The sequence below is a fragment of the Cellulosimicrobium sp. CUA-896 genome, from assembly GCF_001942335.1.
In the GTDB taxonomy this organism is placed as follows: Bacteria; Actinomycetota; Actinomycetes; order Actinomycetales; family Cellulomonadaceae; genus Cellulosimicrobium.
In genome coordinates, this window is sequence record NZ_MKKH01000003.1 from 12557 (window position 1) to 36266 (window position 23710).

Below are 23710 nucleotides of genomic sequence, written 5' to 3' on the forward strand. Positions count from 1 at the left end.
CTGGGCTGCCGTGGCCGGGGCAGGAGACCTGCGCGGCCCGGGAACGTGGGTCGACGTGACGGCGGGCGCAATGCACCGCCGTCCATCGTACGCGGGCCGCGCGGCGAGGGTCAACGCACGTCAGGCGAGGACGTGCGCCACCCGCAGGAGCTCCTCCGGGACGCGCTGGGGCCGGCCGGCGACCTCGGACAGCGGAACCAGCTCGACCCGCTCGCCGCGCAGCGCGGTCATCACCCCCGTGGTCCCCGCGCTGACGGCGTCGACCGCCGCCACGCCGAAGCGGCTGCCGAGGATGCGGTCCGTCGGTGTCGGCGTCCCGCCGCGCTGCACGTGGCCCAGGACCGTCAGCCGTGTGTCGAACCCGGTGCGCTGCGCGATCTCCGCGCTCACGCGCTCCCCGACCGACCCGGCGACGATCTCCCCGAACCGGCCGAGCTGCTGCGTGAACTCCATCGACGAGCCCTCGCGCGGGACCGCGCCCTCGGCCACGACGACGATGGAGAAGTTGGCGTGCGCGCGATGGCGGTGGCGCAGGAACTTCACGACCTGGTCGATGTCGAAGGGCTCCTCGGGCGCGAGCACGACCTCCGCCCCGCCGGCGATGCCGGCGTTCACGGCGATCCACCCCGCGTGCCGCCCCATGACCTCGACGACCATGACGCGGTTGTGGCTCTCCGCCGTCGTGTGGACGCGGTCGATCGCGTCCGTCGCGATGTTCACCGCGGTGTGGAAGCCGATCGACAGGTCCGTGCCCTGGACGTCGTTGTCGATCGTCTTGGGGATCGCGACGATCGGGACGCCCGCGTCGGCCACGCGGCTCGCGGCGTGCAGCGTGCCGTCGCCGCCGATGCAGACCAGCGCGTCGAGGCGCTCGGCCTCGACGGTCGTCAGCACGGCGTCCATGCTGCCGTCCTCCGTCGACGGGTGGAAGCGCGCCGTGCCGAGCAGCGTCCCGCCCACGGGCAGCACGTTGCGGATGTCCTGGCGCCCGAGCGGGAAGACGTCGCCGTCGACGACGCCGCGCCAGCCGTTGCGGAAGCCGATGATCGTGTGCCCGTACTCCCCCGTCCCCTGCTTCACCACGGCACGGATCGCCGCGTTGAGCCCGGGGCAGTCGCCGCCCCCCGTGAGAAGTCCGATGCGCACCTGGTTCCTCCGTCTCGTCGTCGTCGCGCGACCTCGCGCCGTCGGCGGCGGGACGGGGCCCGGCCCCGCGGCGCCGCGTCGGCCACCACCCTAGTCACGGCCCCCCGTTCTCCCCGCGCCGTCCCGCGGGCCGGGCGCGCCGACGACGACGGCCCCTCCCGCCGGGCGGCACCGTCCCCGCCGGGTGGCCGAGAATGGCCGGATGACGTCCTCCCCCGGCGGGCCCGGAACCGCAGCCGTCCCACCCCTGCCCCGCGACGCGCGGCCCACGGCGCCGGGCCCGACGGCGCACGCCGGCTACCGCGACGTCGCCCCCGCCGAGGGTGGCCGGGCCGGGCGTTCCTGGTGGGACGGCAACGCGCAGGAGTACCTCGACGAGCACGGGGACTTCCTCGGCGCCGCGGACTTCTGCTGGTGCCCGGAGGGGCTGCGCGAGCGCGACGCGCACCTGCTCGGCGACGTCGCCGGACGTCGCGTCCTGGAGGTGGGTGCGGGCGCCGCGCAGTGCTCGCGCTGGCTCGCCACGCAGGGTGCGCACGTCGTGGCGACCGACGTCTCGGCCGGGATGCTGACCGCGGGGCGCGCGCTCGACGCCCGGACCGGCGTGCACGTCCCCCTCGTGCAGGCCGACGCGCGCCGCCTGCCGTTCGCCGACGAGACGTTCGACCACGTCTTCACGGCGTTCGGCGCGCTGCCGTTCGTGCCCGACGCCCGCGCGGTCCACCGCGAGGTCGCACGCGTGCTGCGCCCGGGGGGCACGTGGACCTTCTCCGTCACCCATCCCGTGCGATGGGCCTTCCCCGACGACCCGGGCGCCGGGGGCTCACGGCCGACCGGTCGTACTTCGACCGCCGGCCCTACGTGGAGACGGACGCCGCCGGCGCGGTCGTCTACGCCGAGTACCACCGGACGCTCGGCGACCACGTGCGCGACGTGGTGGCCGCCGGACTCGACCTGCTCGACGTGGTCGAGCCGGAGTGGCCCACCGGTCACACCGAGGTCTGGGGCGGCTGGGGCCCGGTCCGCGGGGCGTTCCTGCCCGGCACGGCGATCTTCCGCGCGCGCCGGCCCGGCTGATCCCGGCCGACGCACGACGGCGGCGCGACGGCGGAAGGCCCAGGGCCCTCAGTGGCCGGCGTCGTGCCAGGTCGCGCCCACGCCGACGGAGACGTCGAGCGGCACGTCGAGCTGCGCGGCCGCGCCCATCTCGGTCCGCAGCACCTTCTCGACGGTCTCGCGCTCGCCCGCCGCGACCTCCACGACCAGCTCGTCGTGCACCTGCAGGAGCAGGCGCGAGCGCAGGCCCTGCTCGTCGAGCGCGCGCTGCACGCCCAGCATGGCCACCTTGATGAGGTCGGCCGCGCTGCCCTGGATGGGAGCGTTGAGCGCCATGCGCTCGGCCATCTGGCGGCGCTGGCGGTTGTCGCTCGTGAGGTCGGGCAGGTAGCGGCGGCGCCCGAGGATCGTCGCGGTGTACCCGGTCGCGCGTGCCTCGTCGACGACGCCGGTGAGGTAGTCCCGCACGCCGCCGAAGCGCTCGAAGTAGTCGTCCATGAGCGTCTGCGCCTCGCCCACCTCGATCGTCAGCTGCTGCGAGAGCCCGAACGCCGAGAGCCCGTACGCGAGGCCGTAGGACATCGCCTTGATCTTCGAGCGCATCGCCGGCGTGACCTCGGCAGCGGGGACCTCGAACACGCGCGAGCCCACGTAGCTGTGCAGGTCCTCGCCCGAGCGGAAGGCGTCGATGAGCCCCTCGTCGCCCGACAGGTGCGCCATGATCCGCATCTCGATCTGGCTGTAGTCGGCCGTCATGAGCGTCTCGTAGCCCTCGCCGACGACGAACGCCCGGCGGATCCGCCGACCGGCCTCGGTCCGGATCGGGATGTTCTGGAGGTTCGGCTCGGTCGAGCTCAGGCGTCCGGTCGCGGCGATGGTCTGCTGGAACGTCGTGTGGATGCGCCCGTCGTCCGCGACCGACTTCAGCAGGCCCTCGACCGTCTGGCGCAGACGCGAGGCGTCGCGGTGCGCGAGCAGGTGCTCGAGGAACGGGTGCTGGGTCTTGACGAAGAGGTCCGCGAGCGCGACGCGTCGGTCGTGTACCCGGTCTTGATCTTCTTCGTCTTCGGCATGCCGAGCTGGTCGAACAGGACCTCCTGGAGCTGCTTCGGCGAGCCGAGGTTCACCTCGCGGCCGATCACGGCGTACGCCTCGGACGCCGCGGTCGCGACGAGGTCGCCGAAGTGCCGCTCGAGCTCGGTGAGGTAGTCGACGTCGGCGGCGATGCCGGTGCGCTCCATGCGCGCGAGCACACCGGTGAGCGGCAGCTCGAGGTCCGTCAGCAGGTGCGTCGCGCCGCGGTCGGCGAGCTCGCCGGTGAGGACGTCGGCGAGCTGGGCGACGGCGAGCGCGCGCACGGCGTCGCGCTCCTGCTCTCCGCTGCCGTCCAAGGACAGGTCGAGGGCGCCCTGCGCGTCGCCGCCGGCGTCCGTGTCCGCGCGCAGCTCGCGGTGCAGGTGGCGGACCACGAGGTCGCCGAGGTCGTAGCCGCGCTGGTCGGGGTGGCACAGGTAGGCCGCGAGCTCGGTGTCGAACACCACGCCGTGCAGCTCGTACCCGCGCGCCGCGAGCTCGTGGGAGGCCGACTTGGCGCCGTGCACCACCTTCGGCGCGCCGGGGTCGCGCAGCCACGCGGCGAGCGCCTCGTCGTCGGCCGCGCCGAGGTCGGCGAGCTCGAACGCGACGGCCGACCCGGCGTCGTCGGACAGCGCGAGGCCCCAGCGTCGCCGCCGGCGGGCACGGCCTTCCCGGAGACGTCGACGCCGAGGCGACGCTCGCCGTGCTCGGCGAGCCACGCACCGAGGCCACCCGGCAGCACGTCCGCCAGCTCGACGTCGAACCCCGACTCCGGCGTTACCTCGCCCTCGGGCGCGATGGCGAAGAGCCGGTCGCGCAGGACGCGGAACTCGAGGGCGTCGAGCACGCGGTGCACCGCCTCGCGGTCCCAGGCCCGCGCCGCGAGGTCGTCGGGGCCGACCGGCAGCTCGAGGTCGCGCAGCAGCGCGTTCAGCCGGCGGTTCGTGCGGACCTGCTCGAGGTGCGCGCGCAGGTTCTCCCCCGCCTTGCCCTTGACGTCGTCGGCGTGCTCCAGCAGGCCGTCGAGGCCGTCGTAGGTGGTGATCCACTTCGCCGCGGTCTTCGGCCCGACGCCCGGGATGCCGGGCAGGTTGTCCGACGTCTCGCCCACGAGCGCGGCCAGGTCGGGGTACCGCTCCGGGGGGACGCCGTACTTCTCGACGACCGCGGCGGGGTCCATGCGCGAGAGCTCGGACACGCCCTTGCGCGGGTACAGCACGGTGACGTCCGGGCTCACGAGCTGGAACGCGTCGCGGTCGCCCGAGCAGACGAGGACCTCCATCCCGGCGGCGGCGCCCTGGGTCGCGAGCGTCGCGAAGATGTCGTCGGCCTCGTACCCCTCGCGCTCGAGCGTCGGGACGTGCAGCGCCTCGAGGATCTCCTTGATGAGCGGCACCTGGCCGCGGAACGGCTCCGGGGTGGACTCGCGCGTGCCCTTGTAGCTCGGCAGGAGCTCGGTGCGGAACGACTGCCGGCCCGCGTCGAACGCGACCGCGACGTGCGTGGGCTCCTCGTCGCGCAGGAGGTTGATGAGCATCGACGTGAAGCCGTAGACGGCGTTCGTGTGCTGGCCCGTCGTCGTCGAGAAGTTCTCCGCGGGCAGCGCGAAGAACGCGCGGTAGGCCATGGAGTGTCCGTCGATGAGCAGCAGGCGGGGTCGCGCGGAGTTCGTCACGGGTGCCAACCTATCGTCCATGACCGACACCACCGGCGAGGGCGTACCCACCGCCGCCGACGCCCCGGAGGGCGCGGCGCGCCACGACTACGAGGCCCTCGGGTTCACCACGCGGGGCACGCTGATCGAGCGCATGGGCATCGAGGTCGAGGAGGTCGCGGCCGACCGCGCGGCGGCGCGCATGCCCGTCGCGGGCAACACGCAGCCGGCGGGCCTGCTCCACGGCGGCGCGTCGGTGGTCCTCGCCGAGACGCTCGGGTCGATGGCGGCGCAGCTGCACGCCGGCCGGGGCCGCGCCGCGGTCGGCATCGAGGTCAGCGCCACGCACCACCGAGGGGTGCGCGAGGGGTGGGTGCGCGCGCAGGCGCGAGCGCTCCACCTCGGCCGCACGACCGCGAGCTACGAGATCGTCGTGTCGGACGACGCGGGCCGGCGCGTGTGCACCGCGCGGCTCACGTGCATGGTGCTCGACCGGGGCTGACCACCCGTGCGCCCGTCGGCTCAGGAGGCAGGGCGCCGGTGGTACTCCGCCTGGAACTCGCGCAGGTCGACCGGGCCGCTGAGCCCCTCGGTGCGCGCGCGCCGACGCCGCGCGATGAGGTCCTCGAGGGACCGCGCGCCGCGTCGCGCCGGGACCAGGTCGGCGGCGAGGCGGCGCTGCAGCACGCCGGTCGCCACGACGCGGTGGCCGGCCACCGGGGCGAACCCGAGCCGGGCAAGGAACCGCTGCACGCCGCGCGAGCCCGGGATGGGGACCGAGTACACGTGCGACGCGCCCGACGCCGCGGCGAGCTCGGCGGTCGCGCTGAGCAGCGCGTGGCCGACCCCCCGGCGGCGCGCGTCCTCGCCGACGTAGACGGCCTCGACGTACAGGCTCGGCTCGTCGGCGAACAGGTGCGGGTCGAGCACGCGGGCGAGCACGAACCCCACGGGGCGACCGTCCTGGACCGCGGCGAGGACGCTGCCCCCGGGCAGCGCGAGCAGGACCGACAGGTGGCGGACGAGCCGCTCCTCGTCCGGGGCGCAGAGCTGGGCGCCGGACGCCGACTCCGTCCGGGCCTCCGCGCACAGCGCGGCGATCCCGGGCAGGTCGTCGCCCGTCGCGGACCTGACCTCCACTGCGTGGCGCACGTACCCCTCCTCGTTCGCACCGTGGGCCGACGGGCACCGAGGACGTGGGGCGTGAGAAGGTCCACGTCGCTCGGTCGACGCCGTCGGCGACCGACTGAGCACTACGTGGCGACCGCGTTCACCGCCCCGGAACAACTGGACGCCGGTCCAAGACGATAGTCCGCTCCGCTCGTCAGGACAAAGGCCCAGCCCAGGGCGGCCGCACGGGGCCGCCGGCCGCGCGTGCGGCTCAGGCGCTGCCGACCTGCTCGATGACCGCGTCCGCGACCTCGCGCATCGTCAGGCGCCGGTCCATCGACGTCTTCTGGATCCAGCGGAACGACTCCGGCTCCGTCAGGCCCATCTTCGTCATGAGCAGGCCCTTCGCGCGGTCGACACGCTTGCGGGTCTCGAAGCGCTCCGCCAGGTCGGCGACCTCCGACTCGAGCGCCGAGATCTGCGAGTAGCGCGAGATCGCGATCTCGACCGCGGGCAGCAGGTCCGCGGGCGTGAACGGCTTGACCACGTAGGCCATCGCACCCGCGTCGCGCGCGCGCTCGACGAGCTCGGCCTGCGAGAAGGCGGTCAGGAGCACGACCGGTGCGGCGTGCGCCTTCCCGATCCGCTCGGCGGCGGAGATGCCGTCGAGCTCGGGCATCTTCACGTCCATGACCACGACGTCGGGCTTGAGCTCGAGCGCGAGCCGCACCGCCGTCTCGCCGTCGCCGGCCTCGCCGACGACCTCGAACCCCGCCTCGCGCAAGGTCTCCACCACGTCGAGGCGGATGAGCGCCTCGTCCTCGGCGACGACCGCGCGCCGTGCGGGACGACCCGTCGCCGGCGGCGTCGGCTCGGCCGGCTCGGTCTCGATCATGGGGGGCAGGTCGAGCGGCGTCCTGTCCTCGGGCTGCGCTGTCTCGTCACTCACGAGGATCATCGTAGTGCGCGCGCGGCCGTGACGGCGGACCATTCGCGCGTCGCGGACTGTGATTCTCGCTCCAGCAGGCCGCTGTGGTTCGATGGAGCTCGCGCGCCCCCGGGGCGCGCGCCGCCCCGGTAGCCCAACCGGCAGAGGCGTTCGGCTCAAACCCGATCCAGTGTGGGTTCGAATCCCACCCGGGGCACCTCGTTCTCGTCACCCTCGTGCTCGCCTCGGTGACGACCCCCTCCGTGCACGGCACCCGCCGGCACGGCGACCGCCGGCACGGCGACCGCCGGCACGGCGCCCGCGGTCGCACCCGTGGTCGCACCGCCGATACCGCCGCGAAACGCCCCCGACACACCGTGCTCGTAGCGTCCGACCACCGGCCCGGGACCCCGGCCGGCGGCGCACGGGAAGGGGCGCGACCGTGACCGACCCGCTCGACCACGTCGACCCGTTCATCGGCACGGCGGCCACGGCCCTGCCCGGGCCCACCGGGCTCGCGGCGACGTGGTGGTCGCCCAAGCCGCAGGTCGGCAACACCCACCCCGGCGCGTGCCACCCGCTCGGCATGGTGTCGGCGTGCGCCTACTCCGGCGCTACCCCACCGGGTACGGCCGGTACGACATCGGGACCGAGGGCCTGCCCACGACGCTGCCCGCCCTCGCCGGGAGCAGCGGCGCGGGGACCGTGGCCTCCGGCGTCACGCACTTCCAGCAGTCCGGCACCGGGGCGATCCGCAAGTACTACAACTACCTGCGGGTCACGCCGATGCTCGAGCCGCTCGACGTGCTCGGCCGGACCTGGGACCTGCACGACGAGGTCGCCTCCCCGGGGTACTACGCCGCGACGCTCGGGAGCGGCATCCGCTGCGAGGTCACGGTCGGTCCGAAGAGCGCGGTCCACCGGTTCACGTTCCCCGCCCGTCCCGACGCCCGCGTCGTCGTCGACCTGTCGCTCGGCGGTCTCGCCATCCCGTTCGGCGCGACGATCCCGCTGCGTGCCCGCCTCGGCACGCTCGGGCCCGGCGCCGCGTACGGCGAGGTCGTCGTCGAGGGCGCGCCCCTCGCCGCGCACCTCGAGTGCGACGCGCCCCGCTGGCGCCAGCTGCTCTGGTACGACCGCCGACTCATGCCCGGCAGCACGCGGCTCGAGCTCGGCGACATCCGGCCGACCACGCTGCGCCCGTTCGGCCTCATGTGGGCCGGGCCCACCACCGAGGGCCAGGTGGTCGAGCTGCGGGTGGGGTTCTCGCTGCGGGGCACCGAGCGGGCACGCGACACGCTCGCCGCCGACTGCGGGCCCGGCCCGGTGAGCTTCACCGCCCGCCGGGCGAGGACCGCGGCCACCTGGCGCGAGCACCTGTCGCGGATCGAGGTGGACGGCGTCGACGACGAGCACCGCACGGTCCTGACCACCGCGCTCTACCACTCGCTGGTCAAGCCGTGCCTCGCGCCCGGCGAGAGCCCGTTCTGGCCCACCGACGGTCCGTTCGCGTTCGACCTGTCGACGATGTGGGACGTCTACCGCACGCAGCTGCCGCTCCTCACCACGTTCTGGCCGGAGCGGGCCGTCGAGCTCGCGACGGCGCTGCTGCACATCTGCGAGGAGGAGGGGAACTTCCCGATCGGCTACCGCATGGCGCGCGGCGCGGACCGCTTCTCCCGTCAGGCGAGCGCGCTCGCGCAGACCTTCCTCGCCGACCTGTGCGCGCTCGACCTCCCGGGGATCGACTGGGACTGGGCCCTGGTGCACATGCACGCCGACCTGCGCCGGACCTACGGCGAGGACTACCTCTTGCACGGCGTCGCGCACCCCGTCAGCCACACGCTCGACCTCGCGTTCGGCTACTGGTGCACCGAACGCGTCGCCCGGCGCGTCGGCGACACCGCGCTGGCCGACGACCTGGCCCGGCACGCCGCCGGCTGGGTCGCCGCGTTCGACCCGGCGACGGGACTGCTGCGCGACTCCACGTTCTACGAGGGCGGACGCTGGAACTACTCGTTCCGGCTCGTGCACGACATGGCGGCACGCATCGCGCTGGCCGGCGGCGACGACGCGTTCGTCGCGCTCCTCGACCGCTTCTTCGGGTACGGCGCCGCCCCCGTCACGCAGCCGGGCGAACGGCCCGGGGCGGCCGAGATGGAGGCCGGGTACGCGCTCGACCGGTTCGAGGGGCTGAACAACGAGCCCGACATGGACGCCCCGTGGGCCTACCACTACGCCGGGAGGCCGGACCGGACCGCCGAGGTCGTCCACGCGGCCGTGCAGCAGCGGTTCGGCACCGGACCCGGCGGCCTGCCGGGCAACGACGACTCCGGCGGGCTCAGCTCCTGGTACGTGTGGGCGTCGCTCGGGCTGTTCCCCGTCGCGGGCCAGAGCCTCTTCCTCGTCAACACCCCCGCGTACGCCGAGTCGCGCCTCCACGTCCCGGGCGGCGTCCTCACCGTCGAGACCACGGGGTTCGTCCCCCCGGGGCCCCGCAGCGCCCCGCAGTACGTGCGAGCGGCCTGGTTCGACGGCCGCCCCCTGCCCGCCTCGTGGTTGCCGGCGTCGCGGGTGCGCGCCGGCGGCCGGCTCCTGCTCGAGCTGGGCACGGAGCCCGGCGGCTGGGGCACCGCGCCCGACGACCGGCCCCCCTCGTTCCCGCCGCGCCCGCGGCGCGGTCCCACCCCCACCACCGACCCCCGGGAGACGCCATCGACCCCCACCGACGCCGCCCGCGACCGCCGCCTCGTCATCGTCGTCCGCGCCGACCCCGTCATCTGCGGCCACTCCGGCGAGGCGCGCCACCTCGCCGAGGCCGCCCTGGACCGCGGCTTCACCGACGTCCGCATCGTCACCTGGCCCGTCGAGCGTCTCGAGGAGGCGGGCCTCCGCTCAAGCCGCTGGACGCCGTCCTGCCGTACAGCCCCGGCATCACCGTCGAACGCCCGGCCCCCGTCGGCGACTACAAGGTCCCCGACGGCCGCTATCTCGCGGGCATCACCGGCCGACTCGTCGAGCTGTTCACCGACGGCGTCCCGACCGTGTGCCTCTCGCTGTACCTCAGCCCCCACACCACCGCCGTCTCCGACGCCGTACGGGTGGCCCGCAGCACCGGGCTGCCGGTCGACGTCGCGACCGTCGCCGAGGCCGTCGGCTCGGACGTCACCCACGTCGTGCGCTCGTGCGTCGAGCAGGGCCGCTTCGGCGCGGCGGCCCACGTCCTCGCCGACTACCTCGGCAACGACCTGTGCGTCGCGGTCTCGCGGTACACGCGCGACCTCGTCGTCGCGTGCGCCCAGGAGGTCGACGACCGGCACGGGACGTTCTTCGCCGCGCAGTGCCGCGAACGCGTGCAGGTCTCGTACCCGGCCGTCGACACCGGTGCGTGGACGGACCTCGACCCCGCCCGCACCGCCGCGGTCCTCGACCGGCGCGGCCTCACCGCGGAGGGCTACGTCCTGTACCTGTCGCGGCTCGCCTCCGCGAAGGGCGTCGACGACCTGATCGGGGGGTTCGCGGCGTCGGGCGCCCCGGCCACCCACCGGCTCGTCGTCGCGGGGCGCGGCCCCGAGGAGGCGGAGCTGCGCGCGCTGGCCGCCGCGACCGACGTGGCGGACCGCATCGACTTCCTCGACGACGTCGACGACGCCGAGAAGCCGCACCTCATGGCGGCCAGCGCGGCGTTCGTGCTGCCGAGCAGGCCGCAGCCCGAGTTCGTCGAGACGTTCGGCATCGCTCTCGTGGAGTCGATGCTCGCGGGCGGCGGCCCGGTGATCACGACCGCGACCGGCGGGATCGGCGAGGCCGTCGGCCCGCACGCGACGATCGTGCCGACCGCGGACCCCGCCGCCGTCGCGCAGGCCCTCGACACGGTGCTCGCGACCCCTCCCGCGGACCGCGAGCGGGCCCGTCTCGCCGCGCGGGCGTACGCGCTGCAGTTCGACCGGGCGCAGGTGCTCGACCGGATGCTCCGCGCGCTAGCGCTGACCCCGGACGCGCCGTCCTGGCTGACCCCGTGGCAGCCCGCTGCCGTGTGAGCGGCGGCACGGACGACGACGCCCGGGTCGCGGCACGTGCGGTGCGCCACCCGGGCGTCGCTGCGCGCACCCTCACGGGTGCGACGAGGTCACTTCCGCGTGTCGGAGTGGTCGCCGATCTTGTGCACGAGGATCGAGTTCGTCGTGCCCGGCTGACCCACCGGCGCGCCGGAGACGACGACGACCAGGTCGCCGACCTCGGCGAGCCCGTTGGCCTGGAGCGTCGTGTCGACCTGGCCCACCATCGCGTCGGTGTTCTCGACCTCGGGGACCTGGTACGTCTGCGTGCCCCACGAGAGCGACAGCACGTTGCGCACGTGCTCGCGCGGCGTGAACGCCAGCAGCGGGATCGACGAGCGCAGGCGCGACATGCGGCGCGCCGAGTCGCCGGACTGCGTGAACGTGACGAGGTACTTCACGCCGAGGATCTCGCCGATCTCCGCCGCCGCGCGCGTGATCGCACCGCCCCGGGTGTGAGGGGTCGACCCGAGGGGGGCGATGCGCTCGCGGCCCGCCTCCTCGGTGGCCTCGATGATGCGCGCCATGGTCTGCACCGTGACGATCGGGTAGTCCCCGACGCTCGTCTCGCCCGAGAGCATGACCGCGTCCGCGCCGTCGAGCACCGCGTTGGCGCAGTCGGACGCCTCGGCGCGCGTCGGGCGGGGGTTGGTCGTCATCGACTCGAGGACCTGCGTCGCGACGATCACCGGCTTCGCGTTGCGACGGGCGAGCTCGACGATGCGCTTCTGCACGAGCGGGACCTGCTCGAGCGGCAGCTCGACCGCGAGGTCGCCGCGGGCCACCATCACGCCGTCGAACGCGTCGACGATCTCGGCGAGGTTCTCGACCGCCTGCGGCTTCTCGATCTTGGCGACGACGGGGACCGTGCGGCCCTCCTCCGCCATGATCTGCGCGACGTCGTCGAAGTCCTTCGCGGACCGCACGAACGACAGGGCGATGAAGTCGGCGCCGAGGCGCAGCGCCCAGCGCAGGTCCTCGCGGTCCTTGTCGGACAGCGCCGGCACGGAGACCGCGACGCCCGGGAGGTTGAGGCCCTTGTTGTTGGACACGGGGCCCGCGACCTCGACGCGCGTCACGACGCGCGGGCCGTCGACGGCGGTGACCCGCACGAGCACCTTGCCGTCGTCGATGAGGATCGGGTCGCCGACGCGGGCGTCGCCCGGCAGGCCCTTGTGGGTCGTGGAGACGAGCTCCTTGGTCCCCACGACGTCCTCGGTCGTGATGGTGAACTCGTCGCCGACCTCGAGCCAGTGCTTCTCGTCGCCGGCGAACCGGCCGAGACGGATCTTGGGACCCTGGAGGTCGACGAGCACGGCGACCGACCGGCCCGACGCTCCGCCGCGGCGCGCACGCCGTGGTAGACGGCCTCGTGCTCCTCGGCGCTGCCGTGGCTGCGGTTGATCCGGGCGACGTCCATACCGGCGTCGACCAGCGCCCGGAGCTGCTCCGGCGACTCGGTCGCGGGTCCGATGGTGCAGACGATCTTTGCTCTGCGCATATCTCCAGCCTCTAGTTGTCGGTCCGGCGACGAGCCGGCCGTCGCGGGGTGCCCCTCCCAAGGATGCCCCGCACATCGTCCCGGCGCCGGGCACGGCGCCGGGTGAACGTCAGGCGCGCAGCGACACGGTGCTCGCGCGAACCGGAGCCGGGAGCTCCGTACCGCCCTGGAGGTAGGCGTCGACGGACGCCGCCGCCGCCCGGCCCTCGGCGATCGCCCACACGATGAGCGACTGCCCGCGGCCCGCGTCCCCCGCCACGAAGACGCCGGGCAGCGTCGACGCGAAGTCGTCGTCGCGCTCCACGAGCCCGCGCGGCGTGAGTCCCGCCGCGGCCTGCTCCGTGAGCGTCCCCGTCTCCGGGCCGGTGAACCCCATCGCCACGAGCACGAGGTCCGCCGGGATCTCGCGCTCGGTGCCCGCGCGGGGGGCGCGGCGCCCGTCCGGCAGGTACTCCGTCTCCGCGACGCGCAGCGCCCGGACGTTCCCCGAGGCGTCGCCGAGGAACTCCACGGTCGAGGCCAGGTACTCCCGCTCGCCGCCCTCCTCGTGCGAGGACGAGACCTCGAACACGATCGGGTCGGTCGGCCACGGCTGGTTCGCCGGGCGCTCGAGCGGCGGCTGCTTGCCGATCGCGAGCGTCGTGACGCTCGCGGCGCCCTGACGCAGCGAGGTGCCGAGGCAGTCCGACCCCGTGTCGCCGCCGCCGATGACGATCACGTGCTTGCCCGTCGCGGTGATCTGGTCCGCGACCTCGTGGCCCGCGACGACCGCGTTGGCCTGGTGCAGGAACTCCATGGCGAAGTGGACGCCGCCGAGCTCCCGGCCGGGGATCGGCAGGTCCCGCGGCACGGTCGCGCCGGTCGCGACCACGACGGCGTCGTAGCGCGCCCGCAGCTCGTCCCAGGTGATGTCCACGCCGATCTCGACGCCCGGGCGGAACCGCGTGCCCTCCGCCTCCATCTGCGCGATGCGACGGTCGATGTGGACCTTCTCGAGCTTGAAGTCGGGGATGCCGTAGCGCAGCAGCCCGCCGATGGCGTCGTCCCGCTCGTACACGGCCACCGTGTGACCGGCCCGCGTGAGCTGCTGCGCGGCGGCGAGCCCCGCCGGGCCGGAGCCGACCACGGCCACGGTCCAGCCGGTCAGGCGCTGCGGCACCTGCGGCGTCACGTACCCGCGGGCGAACGCCTCGTCGATGATCGAGACCTCGACGTTCTTGATCGTCACCGCCGGCTGGTTGATGCCGAGCACGCAGCTCGACTCGCACGGCGCCGGGCACACGCGACCGGTGAACTCCGGGAAGTTGTTCGTCGCGTGGAGCCGGTCGATCGCGTCGGCCCACTGCTCGCGGTAGACGAGGTCGTTCACTCGGGGATGAGGTTCCCCAGCGGGCAGCCCTGGTGGCAGAACGGGATGCCGCAGTCCATGCAGCGACCTGCCTGCTCCTTGAGGAAGACCTGCCCCTCCTCGAGGTGCGCGTGCACGTCCTTCCAGTCGCGCAGGCGCACGGCCACGGGCCGGTTCGGCGGGAGCTCGCGCTCGCGCACCTTCAGAAAGCCACGGGGGTCAGCCACGGGCCACCTCCAGAATCTGGTCCCACACGCCCGGCGCGGCCGGGTCGAGCCCCGCCGACTCCGCCTTGTCCAGCGCGGAGCGCATGCGGGCGAAGTCGGTCGGCAGGACGCGGGTGAAGCGTCGCGCCGCCGCGGGGAAGTCGGCGAGGAGCTCGGCCGCGAGCGGCGAGCCGGTCTCCTCGTGGTGCCGGCGCACGAGCGTCTCGACGAACGACACCTCGTCGTCCTCGAGCGGGCCGAGGCCCAGCTCACCGGTCGTGAGCGCGGCCGTGTTGACCGCCTCCTCGCGCAGGTCGAGCACGTACGCGGTCCCGCCCGACATGCCGGCACCGAAGTTGCGCCCGGTCGGTCCGAGGACGAGGACCGTGCCTCCGGTCATGTACTCGCAGGCGTGGTCGCCCACGCCCTCGACGACGAGCGTCGCGCCCGAGTTGCGCACGCCGAAGCGCTCGCCGACCCGCCCGCGCAGGAGGACCTCTCCCGACGTCGCGCCGTACCCGATGACGTTGCCCGCGATGACGTTGCTCGAACCCGTGAGGACCGCGTTGCGGTCGGGCCGGACGACGATGCGTCCGCCGGACAGGCCCTTGCCGACGTAGTCGTTCGCGTCGCCGAACAGGCGCAGCGTGATGCCGCGCGGCACGAAGGCGCCGAACGACTGGCCGGCGGACCCGGTGAGCGTGACGTCGATCGTGTCGTCGGGCAGGCCCTCGCCGCGGTAGCGCTTCGTCACCTCGTGACCGAGCATCGTCCCGACCGTGCGGTTGACGTTGCGCACGGGCAGCGCGATGCGCACCGGCTCGCGCCGCTCGAGGGCGTCGGCGGCGAGCGCGACGAGCTGGTTGTCCAGGGCCTTGTCCAGGCCGTGGTCCTGCGTCGTCGTGTTGCGCAGCGACGAGCCCTCGACGGGCACGGGCTTCTCGAGCACCGGCCCGAGGTCGAGCCCCTGGGCCTTCCAGTGGTCGACGGCCCGGCGCGTGTCGAGCAGCTCGACGTGGCCCACCGCCTCCTCGACGCTCCGGAAGCCCAGGCGCGCGAGGTACTCGCGGACCTCCTCGGCGATGAACTCGAAGAAGTTCACGACGAACTCGGGCTTGCCCGTGAACCGCGCGCGCATCGACGTGGCCCACCGCCTCCTCGACGCTCCGGAAGCCCAGGCGCGCGAGGTACTCGCGGACCTCCTCGGCGATGAACTCGAAGAAGTTCACGACGAACTCGGGCTTGCCCGTGAACCGCGCGCGCAGCTCGGGGTTCTGGGTCGCGACGCCAACCGGGCACGTGTCCAGGTGGCAGACGCGCATCATGACGCAGCCCGAGACGACCATCGGGGCGGTCGCGAAGCCGAACTCCTCCGCCCCGAGCAGCGCCGCCACGACGACGTCGCGGCCGGTCTTCATCTGCCCGTCGACCTGCACGACGATCCGGTCGCGCAGGTTGTTCAGCACGAGCGTCTGCTGCGTCTCGGCGAGGCCGATCTCCCAGGGCGTGCCCGCGTGCTTGAGCGACGTCAGCGGGCTCGCGCCGTGCCGCCGTCGTGCCCCGAGATGAGGACGACGTCCGCGTGCGCCTTGGACACGCCGGTCGCCACGGTCCCGACGCCGAACTCGGAGACGAGCTTGACGTGGACGCGCGCCGACGGGTTGGCGTTCTTCGCGTCGTGGATGAGCTGCGCGAGGTCCTCGATCGAGTAGATGTCGTGGTGCGGCGGCGGCGAGATGAGGCCGACGCCCGGGGTCGAGTGCCGGGTCTTCGCCACCCACGGGTACACCTTGTGCCCGGGCAGCTGACCGCCCTCGCCCGGCTTGGCCCCCTGCGCGAGCTTGATCTGGATGTCGTCGGCGTTCGTCAGGTACTCGCTCGTGACGCCGAAGCGTCCCGACGCGATCTGCTTGACGCGCGACCGGCGCTCGGGGTCGTACAGGCGCTCGGCGTCCTCGCCCCCCTCGCCCGTGTTCGAGCGGCCGCCGAGCCGGTTCATGGCGACGGCGAGCGTCTCGTGGGCCTCGGCGGAGATGGAGCCGTACGACATGGCGCCCGTGTTGAACCGCTTGACGATCTCGCTCACCGGCTCGACCTCGTCGAGCGGCACGGCGGGGCGCTCGCCCTCGCGCAGCGCGAGCAGGCCGCGCAGCGTCATGAGTCGCGAGGACTGCTCGTCGACGCGGTGCGTGTACTGGCGGAAGATGTCGAAACGGCGCTCGCGCGTCGAGTGCTGGAGCCGGAACACCGTCTCCGGGTCGAAGAGGTGCTCCTCGCCGTCGCGACGCCACTGGTACTCGCCGCCCGTCGCGAGGCTGACGTGCGCCTGGTGGTTGCCGGACGCCGGGTACGCCTCGGCGTGCCGGGCCGCGACCTCGGCCGCGATGACGTCGAGACCGACGCCGCCGAGCCGGGACGTCGTGCCGGCGAAGTAGTCGTGCACGAGGTCGTGCGACAGCCCGACGGCCTCGAACACCTGGGCACCGCGGTACGACGAGATGGTCGAGATCCCCATCTTGCTCATGACCTTGAGCACGCCCTTGCCGAGCGCCTTGATGAGGTTGGCGACCGCCTTCTGCGGGTCGACGCCGAGGTAGCCGCGGCGCGCGAGGTCCTCGACGGTCTCCATCGCGAGGTAGGGGTTGACCGCGGCCGCGCCGTACCCGATGAGCAGCGCGACGTGGTGCGTCTCGCGCACGTCGCCCGCCTCGACGACGAGCGACACCTGGGTGCGCGTGTGCCGGCGCAGCAGGTGGTGGTGCACGGCGCTCGACAGCAGCAGCGACGGGATCGGCGCGAGGTCGGAGTCGGAGTCGCGGTCCGAGAGCACGATGAAGCTCGCGCCGGCCTCGACGTGCGCGTCGACCTCGGCGAAGATCTCCTGCAGCCGCGCGAGCAGCGCCTCTCCCCCGCCGGAGACGCGGTACAGGCCCTTGACCGTGACGGAGCGGAAGGTCCCCGCCAGGCGCGGGTCCTTGTCGACGCGGATGATCTTCGCGAGCTGGTCGTTGTCGAGCACCGGGAAGGGCAGGACGAGCTTGCGGGCGTGGTCCGGGGTGTCGACGAGCAGGTTCGGCTCGGGGCCGATCGCGCCGCCGATCGACGTGACCAGCTCCTCGCGGATCGCGTCGAGCGGCGGGTTCGTCACCTGCGCGAACATCTGCGTGAAGTAGTCGAAGAGCAGGCGGGGACGCTCGGACAGCACGGCGATCGGCGTGTCGGTGCCCATGGCGCCGAGCGGCTCGGCGCCGGTGTTGCCCATGGGCGTGAGGATGACCTTGAGCTCCTCCTCCGTGTAGCCGAACGCGCGCTGGCGCCGCTGCACGGACGCGGGGCTGTGCGCGACGTGCTCGCGCTCGGGGAGCTGGTCCAGGTACACCGAGTTCTCGGCGACCCAGCCGCGTAGGGGCGCTGGGCGGCGAGCTGCGCCTTGATCTCCTCGTCCTCGATGATCCGGCCCTGGCCCGTGTCCACGAGGAACATGCGGCCCGGCTCGAGCCGGCCCTTGCGCACGATCGTCGCCGGGTCGAGGTCGAGCACGCCGGCCTCGCTCGCGAGCACGACGAGCCCGTCCTCGGTGACCCAGTAGCGTCCGGGGCGCAGCCCGTTGCGGTCGAGCACCGCGCCGATGAGCGTCCCGTCCGTGAAGTTCAGGCACGCCGGCCCGTCCCACGGCTCCATGAGCGTCGCGTGGTACTCGTAGACGCCCGCAGGTCGGGGTCCATGTCGGCGTTGTTCTCCCACGCCTCCGGGATCATCATGAGCACCGCGTGCGGCAGCGGACGGCCCGACAGGTGCAGCAGCTCCAGCACCTCGTCGAAACTCGCGGAGTCGCTCGAGCCGTCGGAGCACACCGGCAGCAGCGGGGCGAGGTCGCCGAGCACGTCGGACGCGAGGGTCCCCTCGCGCGCGGCCATCCAGTTGCGGTTGCCGCGCACGGTGTTGATCTCGCCGTTGTGCGCGATCGACCGGAACGGCTGCGCGAGCGGCCAGGACGGGAACGTGTTGGTCGAGAAGCGCGAGTGCACGAGCGCGATCTCGCTCGCGTAGCGCGGGTCGGACAGGTCCGGGAAGAACGGCTCGAGCTGTGCCGTGGTGAGCATGCCCTTGTACGTCAGCGTGCGCGCGGACAGCGAGGCGAAGAACAGGCCGAGCTCGTTCTCCGCGCGCTTGCGCAGCCGGTACGCGCGGCGGTCGAGGTCGATGCCGGCGAGCTCGCGCGCCGGGTCGGCGACGACGAGCTGGCGGAACACCGGCATGGAGGCGCGCGCGGACGGGCCGACGAGGTCGGCGGTCACCGGGACGTCGCGCCACGCGAGGACGTCGAGCTTCTCCTCGGCGGCGATGGCCTCGACCCCGCGGACGGCCGCCTGCGCGGCGTGCGCGTCCTGCGGCAGGAACGCGGTGCCGATCGCGTAGTGCCCCGCCGGGGGCAGCTCGGCGTCGACGACGTCGCGGACGAACGCGTCGGGGATCTGCGTGAGGATCCCTGCGCCGTCGCCGCTGTTCTCCTCGGCGCCGACGGCGCCGCGGTGGTCGAGGTTGAGCAGGGCCGTGAGCCCCGCGTCAACGATGTCGCGCCCGGGCGTGCCTCGCAGCGTCGCCACGAAGGCGACGCCGCAGGCGTCGTGCTCGGCGGCGGGGTCGTACAGACCGTGAGCCGTGGGAGGAACGGCCAGGGCGGGTGCCCGGTGCTCGTCCCGATACTGCGGCGTGGTCATCAACACCGTCCTCACAGGCGCCCGGCCGCGAGGGCCGGGCTGCTTCCAGCTGGGGGGATTTCGGGACGTCTTCGGCCCTACGGACATGGCGGAACTCGCCGGGCGGTCGCCCGGTGGTCCGACTACGGGTGACGGATGCTCACCGACCTGGGTCTGGTCGTGCGGCATCTGCCTGCTCTGACTCCTCCGCGTCGTCGGAGTCCTCGGCGTGGTCGGTGCCCTCGGCGTCGGTCGATCTCTCGACCTCGTCCGCGGACCCCGTGGTGGGCGCCGGGTCGGGTGCGCGCTCGTCGGCCGCCTCGGGGCGACCTGCGAGCTGCACCGTCTCCTCGCGTCCAGGGTGGCGGCGCCCGACGACGACGAACGCTACCAAGGCACCGAGACCGACCAGGATCGACGTCCAGACGTTCAGCCGAAGACCCAGGACGAGCTCGGCCTCGTCGATGCGCAACATCTCGATCCACACACGACCGAGCGTGTAGACGAGAACGTACAGCCAGAATACCCGACCATGACCGAGCCGGAACCGACGGTCCAGGTAGATCAGGAGGAAGGCAGCGCCGACGTTCCAGATCATCTCGTACAGGAACGTCGGGTGGAACAGCGTCCCCGGGGGGTACCCGGCCGCGGCCGCCACGCCGTCGTCGACGCGCAGGCCCCACGGGAGGGTCGTGGGCGAGCCGAACAGCTCCTGGTTGAACCAGTTGCCCAGACGCCCGACGGCCTGCGCGAGCAGCAGCCCGGGCGCGAGCGCGTCGGCGAACGCCGGGAAGCTCACCTTCTGACGGCGGCAGCCGATGTAGGCGCCGACGGCCCCGAGCGCGACCGCGCCCCAGATGCCGAGGCCGCCCTCCCAGACGTAGAGGGCGCGCACCGGGTCGCCGTCCGGACCCCAGTACGGGTCGGGTGTCGAGAAGACGTGGTACAGCCGGCCGCCGACGATCCCGAACGGCACCGCCCAGAAGGCGATCTCCAGGACGTCGTCCGCCTCGCCGCCGCGCTCGACCCAGCGCCGGCGCGTGAGCCACAGCGCGACCACGATCCCGGCGAGGATCGCCAGCGCGTACGCGCGCAACGGGAACGGCCCCAGGTACCAGGTGTGCTGCGGCGGGCTCGGGATCGCGGCGGGCAGCGTCCCGGCGGCGGGCGCGCCCGCGGCCCAGGCCGACAGCTGGCCGACGACGGCGGCGCTCATGCGACCACCTCGCCGACGCCGGCGTCGCCCGAGGGCCCGCCCGCGGGGACGGCGCCCCGGCGCGAGCCGCGCACGCCCGCGACGAGGGAGTCCGCCACCGCGCGCAGGGCCTCGAGGCGCTCCGCCCAGGCTCGTCGCCGAGGAGCGGGCGGACGAAGGCGGACCCGACGATGACGCCGTCGGCGAAGCGCGCGACCTCGGCCGCCTGCTCCCCCGTCGACACGCCGAGGCCGACGCACACGAACGGCGCGCCCGCGGCGCGCGTGTCCTCGACCAGCTGCGCGGCGCGCGGCCCGACCTGCGAGCGCTCGCCGGTCACGCCCATCGTGGACGCCGCGTAGACGAAGCCGCGCGACGCCTGCACCGTCAGGCGCAGGCGCTCGGGCGCGAGCTGGGCGCCACGAGGAAGACCCTGTCGAGGCCGTGGCGGTCCGCCGCCTCGACCCACGCACGTCCCTCGTCGGGGATGAGGTCGGGCGTGATGAGCCCGGCGCCGCCCGCCGCCGCGAGGTCGCGGGCGAACGCGTCGACGCCGTGGCGCAGCACCGGGTTCCAGTACGTCATGACGAGGACCGGGACCCGACCGCCCGTGCGCTGCGTGACGGCCTCGACGACGCGGAAGACGTCGGCGACGCGCACGCCCGCGTCGAGCGCGGTCTGCGCGGCGGCCTGGATGACCGGGCCGTCCATGACCGGGTCGGTGTACGGGATCCCCAGCTCGAGCACGTCGACCCCGGCGTCGACCAGGGCGAGCGCCGCCTCGACCGAGCGCTCGACCGTCGGGAACCCGACCGGGAGGTAGCCGACGAGCGCCGCCCGGCCCTCCCCGCGCAGCTCGGCCAGGCGCTCCGCGGTCCGCGACCGCACCGGCGCCTGCGCACCCGGCTGGTCCTGCACGCCGTTCACAGCTCCCCCTCCGTGCCCGTCGCCGTCTCGGCGATCGCGTCGTCGTCCACGAGGTCGAACCACCGCGCGGCGGTGGCCACGTCCTTGTCGCCCCGTCCCGACAGGTTCACGAGGATGACGTGGTCCTCGCGCCCGGCGGCCACGGCCTCGCGTCCGAGCCGCAGGGCGCCGGCGAGCGCGTGCGCGGACTCGATCGCCGGGATGATGCCCTCGGTGCGGCACAGGAGACGGAACGCCTCCATCGCCTCGTCGTCGGTCACGGGCTGGTAGGTGGCGCGGCCCAGGTCGTGCAGCCACGCGTGCGCCGGGCCGACGCTCGGGTAGTCCAGGCCGGCCGAGATCGAGTGGCTCGCGAGGGTCTGCCCGTCCTCGTCCTGCAGCAGGTAGGAGCGGGCGCCGTGCAGCACCCCGGGCGCCCCGCCGCTGAACCGGGCGGCGTGCCGACCCGTGCCGACGCCCTCGCCACCGGCCTCGAAGCCGTGGAGGGCCACGCCCTCGTCGTCGAGGAAGGCGTTGAAGATGCCGAGCGCGTTCGAGCCGCCGCCGACGCAGGCCGCGACGGCGTCGGGCAGGCGCCCGACGCGGTCGAGCACCTGGGTGCGCGCCTCCTCGCCGATGACCCGGTGGAACTCGCGCACCATCTCGGGGAAGGGGTGCGGTCCGGTCACGGTCCCCAGCAGGTAGTGCGTCGTGTCGACGTTCGCGACCCAGTCGCGCAGCGCCTCGTTGATCGCGTCCTTGAGCGTGCGCTGGCCGATCGACACGGGGACGACCTCGGCGCCCAGGAGACGCATGCGCGCGACGTTGAGGGCCTGCCGGCGGGTGTCCTCCTCGCCCATGTAGACGACGCACTCGAGGTCGAGCAGCGCCGCGGCCGTGGCGGTCGCCACGCCGTGCTGGCCCGCGCCGGTCTCGGCGATGACGCGCGTCTTGCCCATCCGCTTGACGAGCAGCGCCTGCCCGAGGACGTTGTTGATCTTGTGCGATCCGGTGTGGTTGAGGTCCTCGCGCTTGAGGAAGAGCCGGACGGCGCCCGGCGCGCCGCCGACCTGCTCGGCGAAGCGCGGCACCTCCGTCAGCGGGCTCGGCCGGCCCGTGTACTCACGCTGCAGGCGGGCCAGCTCACCGACGAAGTCGGGGTCGTCGAGCGCCTTGCGGTACTCGGTCTCGAGCTCGTCGAGCGCGGCGACGAGGGCCTCGGGGACGAACCGGCCGCCGAACTCGCCGAAGTACGGGCCCTCGTGGTTCGCCAGGGAGCGCGTGAGGTCGGAGCGCACCGAGCGCGCGGACTGCTCGGTGCCGGCGGACGGAGAGGCGCCGGGTGCGGACGGCGGGGGCGGGGTGGGTGTCGAGTCGGGCACGGGGCCGGACCTCCTGCGGGATGGGTGAGCTGACGGGCCGGGGCGCGGCTCCGAGGCGGTGCGGGACCGGTGGGTCTGCTGCCTCAGGGCCGCACGGACCACAGCGAGGGGTGCGAGCCGGCGGCGACGAGGTCCGCGACCGACGCCCGCGGGGCGTCGTCCGTGACGAGGGCCTCGCCGACGAGCACGGCGTGCGCGCCGGAGCGCGCGTAGTCCATGACGTCGTGCGGCCCGCGCACCCCCGACTCGGCGACGCGCACCACGTCGTCGGGGATCGCCGGCGCCAGCCGGGCGAACGTCGTGCGGTCGACGTCGAGGGTCTTGAGGTCGCGCGAGTTGACGCCCACGACGCGCGCACCGGCGTCGAGCGCGCGGCTGACCTCCTCGAGCGTGTGCACCTCGACGAGGGCGGTCATGCCGAGGGAGTGCACGCGCTCGACGAGGGACGTGAGGACCGTCTGCTCGAGCGCGGCGACGATGAGCAGGACGATGTCGGCGCAGTGCGCCCGCGCCTCCCAGACCTGGTAGGGCGTCACGACGAAGTCCTTGCGCAGCACCGGCACGTCGACCCGCGCCCGGACGGCGTCGAGGTCGGCGAGGCTGCCGTTGAAGCGACGCTGCTCCGTGAGCACGGAGATGGCGGAGGCGCCGCCCTTCTCGTACTCCCCCGCGAGCTCGGCGGGATCGCTGATCGACGCCAGCGCGCCCTTGCTCGGGCTCGACCTCTTGACCTCCGCGATGATCGCGACCGCGTCGTCGGCCTTGAGGCGGCTCACGCTCTCCAGCGCGCCGGGCACGCGCGCCGCGCGCTCCTTGAGCTCGTCCAGCGAGGTCGCCGCCTGGCGCACCGCGAGGTCCTCGCGCACGCCGGCGACGATGTCGTCCAGAACCGTCATCGCCCCATCACTCCCCGAGATCGTCCCCTCGTCCTCGCCGCCGAGCCGGTCGCGCTCCGCCCGCGCGTCCGGCCGCCCCGTAGGTGGCGAGGTACAGCCATCGTAGGGCCGCCCCCGACCGGCGTTGACCACGGCTCACCCCACGAGACGGTCACCGCCGGTCAGGCACCGGCCGGGCCGAGCCACCCCGAGAGCGCAGGGACGTTGCGCAGCACGCCGAACGCGAGGACCACGACGAGCCCCGACCACGCGACGGCGGACGGGACACGGGGCCCGCGGCGACCGCGCCACGACCGCGCCAACCACGCGCCCCACAGCGCGACGAGCAGTGGGGCGACGAGGACCCACAGCGGGTTCGCCGCCCACGCGCCGGCGACGTCCAGGTGGGCGAGGTCGTGCGTCGCGCGCAGCGCGCCGCAGCCCGGGCAGGCCAGGCCGGTGAGCGCGAGCAGCGGGCAGCGAGGTAGTGCCCGGGCCGGTGCGGGTCGACGAGCGCGACGTAGGCCGTCGCCGCCGCCACCGCGACCGCCGTGGCCAGCGGTGCCGC

Annotated in this window: 10 protein-coding genes, 1 tRNA gene and 6 pseudogenes; 5 read left to right on the top strand and 12 right to left on the bottom strand. The window is 74.0% G+C overall.

All coding sequences use genetic code 11. The features are described from left to right. Window positions 1-120 precede the first annotated feature (120 nt). Window positions 121-1146, bottom strand: coding sequence for a 6-phosphofructokinase (locus BJF88_RS01005; RefSeq protein ID WP_075827424.1), 1026 nt, complete (start codon window positions 1144-1146; stop codon window positions 121-123). A 202-nt stretch (window positions 1147-1348) separates the two neighbouring features. On the opposite strand from BJF88_RS01005, the pseudogene BJF88_RS01010 reads away from it, so the two are divergent. Continuing rightward, window positions 1349-2223: pseudogene (locus BJF88_RS01010) on the top strand (class I SAM-dependent methyltransferase). A gap of 48 nt (window positions 2224-2271) precedes the next feature. On the opposite strand, the pseudogene polA reads toward BJF88_RS01010, so the two are convergent. Then, a pseudogene (gene polA, locus BJF88_RS01015) lies at window positions 2272-4975 on the bottom strand (DNA polymerase I). On the opposite strand from polA, the gene BJF88_RS01020 reads away from it, so the two are divergent. Then, window positions 4974-5435 carry a hotdog fold thioesterase gene (locus BJF88_RS01020; RefSeq protein WP_075827425.1) on the top strand — a complete coding sequence of 154 codons (462 nt, stop codon included), beginning with the start codon at window positions 4974-4976 and terminating at the stop codon, window positions 5433-5435. The pseudogene polA and the gene BJF88_RS01020 overlap by 2 nt on opposite strands. Window positions 5436-5455: 20 nt before the next feature. On the opposite strand, the gene BJF88_RS01025 is transcribed toward BJF88_RS01020, so the two are convergent. Together BJF88_RS01025 and BJF88_RS01030 are read right to left on the bottom strand one after the other, a co-directional pair. Then, window positions 5456-6085, bottom strand: coding sequence for a GNAT family N-acetyltransferase (locus tag BJF88_RS01025; protein WP_255371627.1), 630 nt, complete (start codon window positions 6083-6085; stop codon window positions 5456-5458). Window positions 6086-6314: 229 nt separating this feature from the next. Then, entirely contained in the window at window positions 6315-7001 is a 687-nt protein-coding gene (locus BJF88_RS01030; RefSeq protein WP_075827426.1) for a response regulator, read from the bottom strand. A 113-nt stretch (window positions 7002-7114) separates the two neighbouring features. On the opposite strand from BJF88_RS01030, the gene BJF88_RS01035 reads away from it, so the two are divergent. The 3 genes from BJF88_RS01035 (at window position 7115) to BJF88_RS20760 (ending at window position 11011) form a co-directional block, all read left to right on the top strand. After that, window positions 7115-7188, top strand: a tRNA-Leu gene (locus BJF88_RS01035). 380 nt (window positions 7189-7568) lie between these two features. Continuing rightward, on the top strand, window positions 7569-10478 hold the full coding sequence (locus BJF88_RS01040) for a glycoside hydrolase domain-containing protein (RefSeq protein ID WP_255371628.1): 2910 nt from the start codon (window positions 7569-7571) through the stop codon (window positions 10476-10478). Then, entirely contained in the window at window positions 10478-11011 is a 534-nt protein-coding gene (locus tag BJF88_RS20760; protein WP_255371644.1) for a glycosyltransferase, read from the top strand. Before BJF88_RS01040 ends, BJF88_RS20760 begins: the two co-directional genes overlap by 1 nt. 89 nt (window positions 11012-11100) lie before the next feature. Here the strand turns inward: BJF88_RS20760 and pyk are convergent. The 8 genes and pseudogenes from pyk to BJF88_RS01090 all read right to left on the bottom strand — a co-directional run bounded on the left by pyk (window position 11101) and on the right by BJF88_RS01090 (window position 23615). Continuing rightward, window positions 11101-12530: pseudogene (gene pyk, locus BJF88_RS01050) on the bottom strand (pyruvate kinase). 109 nt (window positions 12531-12639) lie between these two features. Continuing rightward, window positions 12640-14105: pseudogene (locus BJF88_RS01055) on the bottom strand (glutamate synthase subunit beta). Beyond that, window positions 14098-18805 (bottom strand): annotated as a pseudogene (gene gltB / locus BJF88_RS01065) (glutamate synthase large subunit). Before gltB ends, BJF88_RS01055 begins: the two co-directional pseudogenes overlap by 8 nt. 139 nt (window positions 18806-18944) lie before the next feature. Beyond that, a complete protein-coding gene (gene lgt / locus BJF88_RS01070; protein WP_075827428.1) occupies window positions 18945-20000 on the bottom strand; it encodes a prolipoprotein diacylglyceryl transferase in 1056 nt (351 codons plus the stop codon). Continuing rightward, a pseudogene (trpA, locus tag BJF88_RS01075) lies at window positions 19997-20867 on the bottom strand (tryptophan synthase subunit alpha). The gene lgt and the pseudogene trpA overlap by 4 nt, the downstream one beginning before the upstream one ends. A gap of 35 nt (window positions 20868-20902) precedes the next feature. After that, window positions 20903-22183: a tryptophan synthase subunit beta gene (gene trpB / locus BJF88_RS01080; protein WP_075827468.1), complete on the bottom strand. Its 1281-nt coding sequence runs from the start codon at window positions 22181-22183 to the stop codon at window positions 20903-20905. Between the two features lie 167 nt (window positions 22184-22350). After that, window positions 22351-23163, bottom strand: coding sequence for an indole-3-glycerol phosphate synthase TrpC (trpC, locus tag BJF88_RS01085; RefSeq protein ID WP_075827429.1), 813 nt, complete (start codon window positions 23161-23163; stop codon window positions 22351-22353). A gap of 161 nt (window positions 23164-23324) precedes the next feature. Then, window positions 23325-23615: a DUF2752 domain-containing protein gene (locus tag BJF88_RS01090; protein ID WP_369824433.1), complete on the bottom strand. Its 291-nt coding sequence runs from the start codon at window positions 23613-23615 to the stop codon at window positions 23325-23327. Window positions 23616-23710 lie beyond the last annotated feature (95 nt).